We start from the raw sequence: 3,777 nt of genomic DNA, 5'->3' as shown, positions 1-3,777 counted from the left end.
GGGGCGGCGGCGACGGCGGGCTGTTCGCCGGGATCCTGGTGCGCTACCTCGCGCTGGTCGCCACCGACCTCCCCGACGGCGAGGGCGCGGCCGACGTGCGGGCCCGCGCGGCGCGGATCGTGCTCGACTCGGCCGACGCGATCTGGCAGACCCGGGCGATCGTCAACGACCAGCCGATCTTCAGCGCGGACTGGCGCCACGATGCGGTGATCCCGACCGCCGCCGGCGTCGAGGCGCAGTTCATCGCCGGGGCCGTCACCTCGTCGGAGACGCCCGAGCGCGACCTGTCGGTGCAGCTGTCGGCGTGGAAGGCGCTGGAGGCCGCGGCACGGGTGTCCGCGGGCATCGCCGAGCACTGACGGCGCGGCCCGATTCTGGGTCGATCGACCCAGGTCGTCGGGTGATTTCCCCGTTTCGAAAACACCACCCCCGCGTTAACGGATCGCGACCCGGATCCGATATATTCGGCAACAGCGTTCCGGTATTCGATCGCGCAGAGATTTCACTGCTGCGAACCGATCGGCCATCGGACATGTGACGACAGGTCGACCCAGCGCCGGGCACCGTGCCCCTCGGCTGCGCCGACCGGGCAGGTGAACTGATGGCTTACCGGCTGGATCCCGCTGCTCGACAACGCGGTCGCAAGGTCGCGCGCACGGCCGCGCCGTCGACCTCCCCGCGTCGCGTCGAACCGCCGTCGCTGCCCCTGGGCGATCCCACCGGCGGTGCCGACGGCCTCGCCTGGCAGGCCCTCGTCGACGGCAAACAGCACTACCCGCGCGTGCACGTCGACCGCAACGTCACCATCACCATGAGCGATGGCGTGCGGCTGCGCGCCACCGTCGTCCGCCCGGCCAACCGCCTGGGCGCGCCGGTCACCAAGCCGTACCCGGCGATCCTGTCGATCAACCCGTACAACCGCGCCATCCTCGACGCCCTCGACGAGGGGCTGAACATGCCGGTCGTCGGCAAGGCGCTCAAGTCGGCGTCGGGTGCCGTCGACGCGTCGGGCACCGCCCTGGAGGGCCTCACCCGGATCACCGGCGTCGTCGCCGGCGGCGGCCTCGACGTCTTCGGCATCAACCGCAACCTGGTGCGCAGCGGGTACGTGCAGATCCTCGTCGACGTCCGCGGAACCGGTGCGTCGCAAGGCAAGTGGCAGATCCTGGGCGCCCGCGAGCAGAAGGATTCGGTCGAGCTGATCGACTGGGTCACCACCCAGCCGTGGTGCAACGGGCGACTCGGCATGGCCGGTTGGTCGTACTCGGCGATCAACTCGCTGCAGGCCGCCGACAAGCGCCCCAGCGCGCTGCAGGCGGTGTTCGCCATCGAGGGCTCGTCGGACCTGGTGCGCGACATCTACATCACCGGCGGCATGCACTCGGCGTTCATTCCCATCTGGCTGAGCCTGGTCAACGTCCTCAAGTGGCTGCCCAACCCGCGCACCGTGCTTCACGACCTCGGCCACGGCGACGCGGCCCGCTGGCTGCGCGACCGGGTGAAGTCGCCGGCCACCGAGCTCCCCTCGCTGCTGTGGGGCTTCCTGACGACCCGCGACGAGCGCATCTTCGACGACCCGTACTTCGACGAGCGCGATCCGAAGGTCGGGAACATCGCGTGCCCGACGTTCACGGTCGGGGCCTGGCACGACCTGTTCGGGCCGTCGAGCACCCAGGTGTACGACAAGTTGAACCTCGAGCCCGGTCGCAAGCAGGTGCTCGTCGCCGACGGCTACCACCTCGACGTCGGCACCGGACAGGGTCGACGGTTCAGCCCGCCGCGCCTGGACGTGCTCGAGCGCGTGTGGTTCGACCACTGGCTCAAGGACATCGACAACGGCATCGAGGAGTACGGCCCGGTGACCCTGCAACAGCAGGGCGGCGGCTGGACGTCGGGGGACCGGTTCCCGCGGCCGGGGGTCGTGACGCAGCGCCTCTACCTGTCGGGCGAGTCGTCGGGCACCGCCGAGCATGCGCTTCACGACGGCAGCCTCACCCCGGCGGAGTCGGCATCCGACGAGGTGTCGTCGCTGACGCTGCGCCCGGATCTGCGCGGCCTGGTCTCGCGGGACATGGCGCAGGTGACCGCCGGCGCCGCGATCGCCCTCGGCCCCAAGTTCAGCTCCGACGCGGAGTTCCAGGAGCGCGGCGGACTCAGCTTCACCACGCCGGCGGCCACCGAGCCGGTCCAGATCAGTGGCAGCGGCAACCTGCGGCTGTACGTCGCGAGCACGGGCCACGAGGGCACGTGGGCGGTGACCGTCAACGACGTGGCCCCCGACGGGACGTCGACGGTGCTGACCAACGGCGGTCTGACCGTCTCCAACCGGGCGCTGGACAAGACCCAGTCGGACTACGACGAGGACGGCAACCTGCTGCGCGCCCACCACTACCTGACGCGGGTGCGCAAGCTGCCGGTGCCGGTCGACCTCCCGGTCGCGATCGACATCGACCTGGTCCCCACCGACGCGATCATCGAGGCCGGTCACCGACTGCGCGTCGACGTCTACGCGGCCAGCTTCCCGCGCTTCCTGACGCTGGTGCCCGACCTCATCAAGGCACGCAGCCGCAAACAGCGCCTGGTCCTCGACCCCGAGCACCCCAGCCACCTCACCTTCCAGGCGATCGGCACCTTCCCGACCCCCTAGAACCTGCCGAGTGGGCGGTCCAACTTCGCCGAGTGGGCGGTCCAATTCCGCCGAGTGGGCGGCCCTCCCCCGCCGAGTGGGCGGTCAGTACGCGCCACGTTCGTGCAGCAGGTGCTCGATCTCCGTCAGGATCGTCCACGGTCTGTCGAAGAGGCGTTCCGCGTCGACGCGCACCGCCACCCAACCGAGTGCCTCCAACTTCGCATCTCGTCGAGCGTCGCGATCTTGGTGCTCCGCTAACGAGTGGAACTCCTCCCCGTCGTACTCAATCGCGATCTTCGGCCCGCGATAGCCCATGTCGACGCGGGCGAATCCATGCCCGGTCTCATCTACGACCACGATCTGCAGTTCTGGGAGCGGCAGGCCGCTCTGGATTAGCAGGAGTCGCAGCCAGCTTTCCGGCGGAGACTCGGCTGCACCGTCGACGAGCGGGGCAATCGCCCGCAACTGCCTGATGTACCGCCACCCGCGGTGGTCGTCGATGTACCTGATCAGCGCCAGTATGGAGAACGGCGCTGCCCGGTGCAGGGCGTCGAGATTCCCCAACCCCCGCCAGGCGGGCGGAATCCGACCGACGTCGAAGGCGGTGCGCACTCGCGTAGTGACAAGTACGCCGTCGATGTCGGTGACATCGGACGGCGCGAGCTGGTAACGGCGAACCGTGCGGCCCGCTCCCTTCCAGGTGGAGCCTGAAAGGTCGTGTATCAGCTCGACGTCAAAGAACGGATCAAACCAATTGGTGCCGTGCAGGATCGACGCCGAGACTCCGGTGACAACTGGCCGGCCGTGGGCGTTGGCGGCGGTTGCCAGGATGCGCTCACGGACTGACAGCAGTTGCGCTCGGCCAACCGCCGTCGTGCCGTCGATGTACCGGATCCCGGACCGCAGGTCGCCAACGGCTCTGCGAGCGGCCTCCTGGAAGTGCGCTGTTCGCGCTTCTTCGTCGTAGTTCCTCATGCACTCTTAGACGCAGCGGAGCCACAAACGGATCCGTCAGGCAGTCGGCGAACTGCCCACTCGGCGAAGTTGGACCGCCCACTCGGCAGAATTGGACCGCCCACTCGGCAGAATTGGACCGCCCACTCGGCAGAATTGGACCGCCCACTCGGCAGAATTGGACCGCCCACTCG

At 69.1% G+C, this 3,777-nt stretch carries 2 protein-coding genes and 1 pseudogene; 2 read left to right on the top strand and 1 reads right to left on the bottom strand.

Going from position 1 to position 3,777, the window contains the following annotated elements:
- Both QM634_RS00635 and QM634_RS00630 read left to right on the top strand, forming a co-directional pair.
- Positions 1-359, top strand: a pseudogene (locus tag QM634_RS00635) (fructose-bisphosphate aldolase); the annotation flags it as partial.
- A 242-nt stretch (positions 360-601) separates the two neighbouring features.
- Entirely contained in the window at positions 602-2,647 is a 2,046-nt protein-coding gene (locus QM634_RS00630; RefSeq protein ID WP_415040842.1) for a CocE/NonD family hydrolase, read from the top strand.
- A gap of 84 nt (positions 2,648-2,731) precedes the next feature.
- On the opposite strand, the gene QM634_RS00625 is transcribed toward QM634_RS00630, so the two are convergent.
- Complete coding sequence (locus QM634_RS00625) at positions 2,732-3,604, bottom strand: endonuclease domain-containing protein (RefSeq protein ID WP_415040841.1); 873 nt, start codon at positions 3,602-3,604, stop codon at positions 2,732-2,734.
- Between the last annotated feature and the right edge of the window lie 173 nt (positions 3,605-3,777).

The organism is Gordonia sp. (in: high G+C Gram-positive bacteria), assembly GCF_047606305.1.
GTDB lineage: Bacteria > Actinomycetota > Actinomycetes > Mycobacteriales > Mycobacteriaceae > Gordonia.
This window is presented reverse-complemented; position numbering and strand designations above follow the sequence as displayed.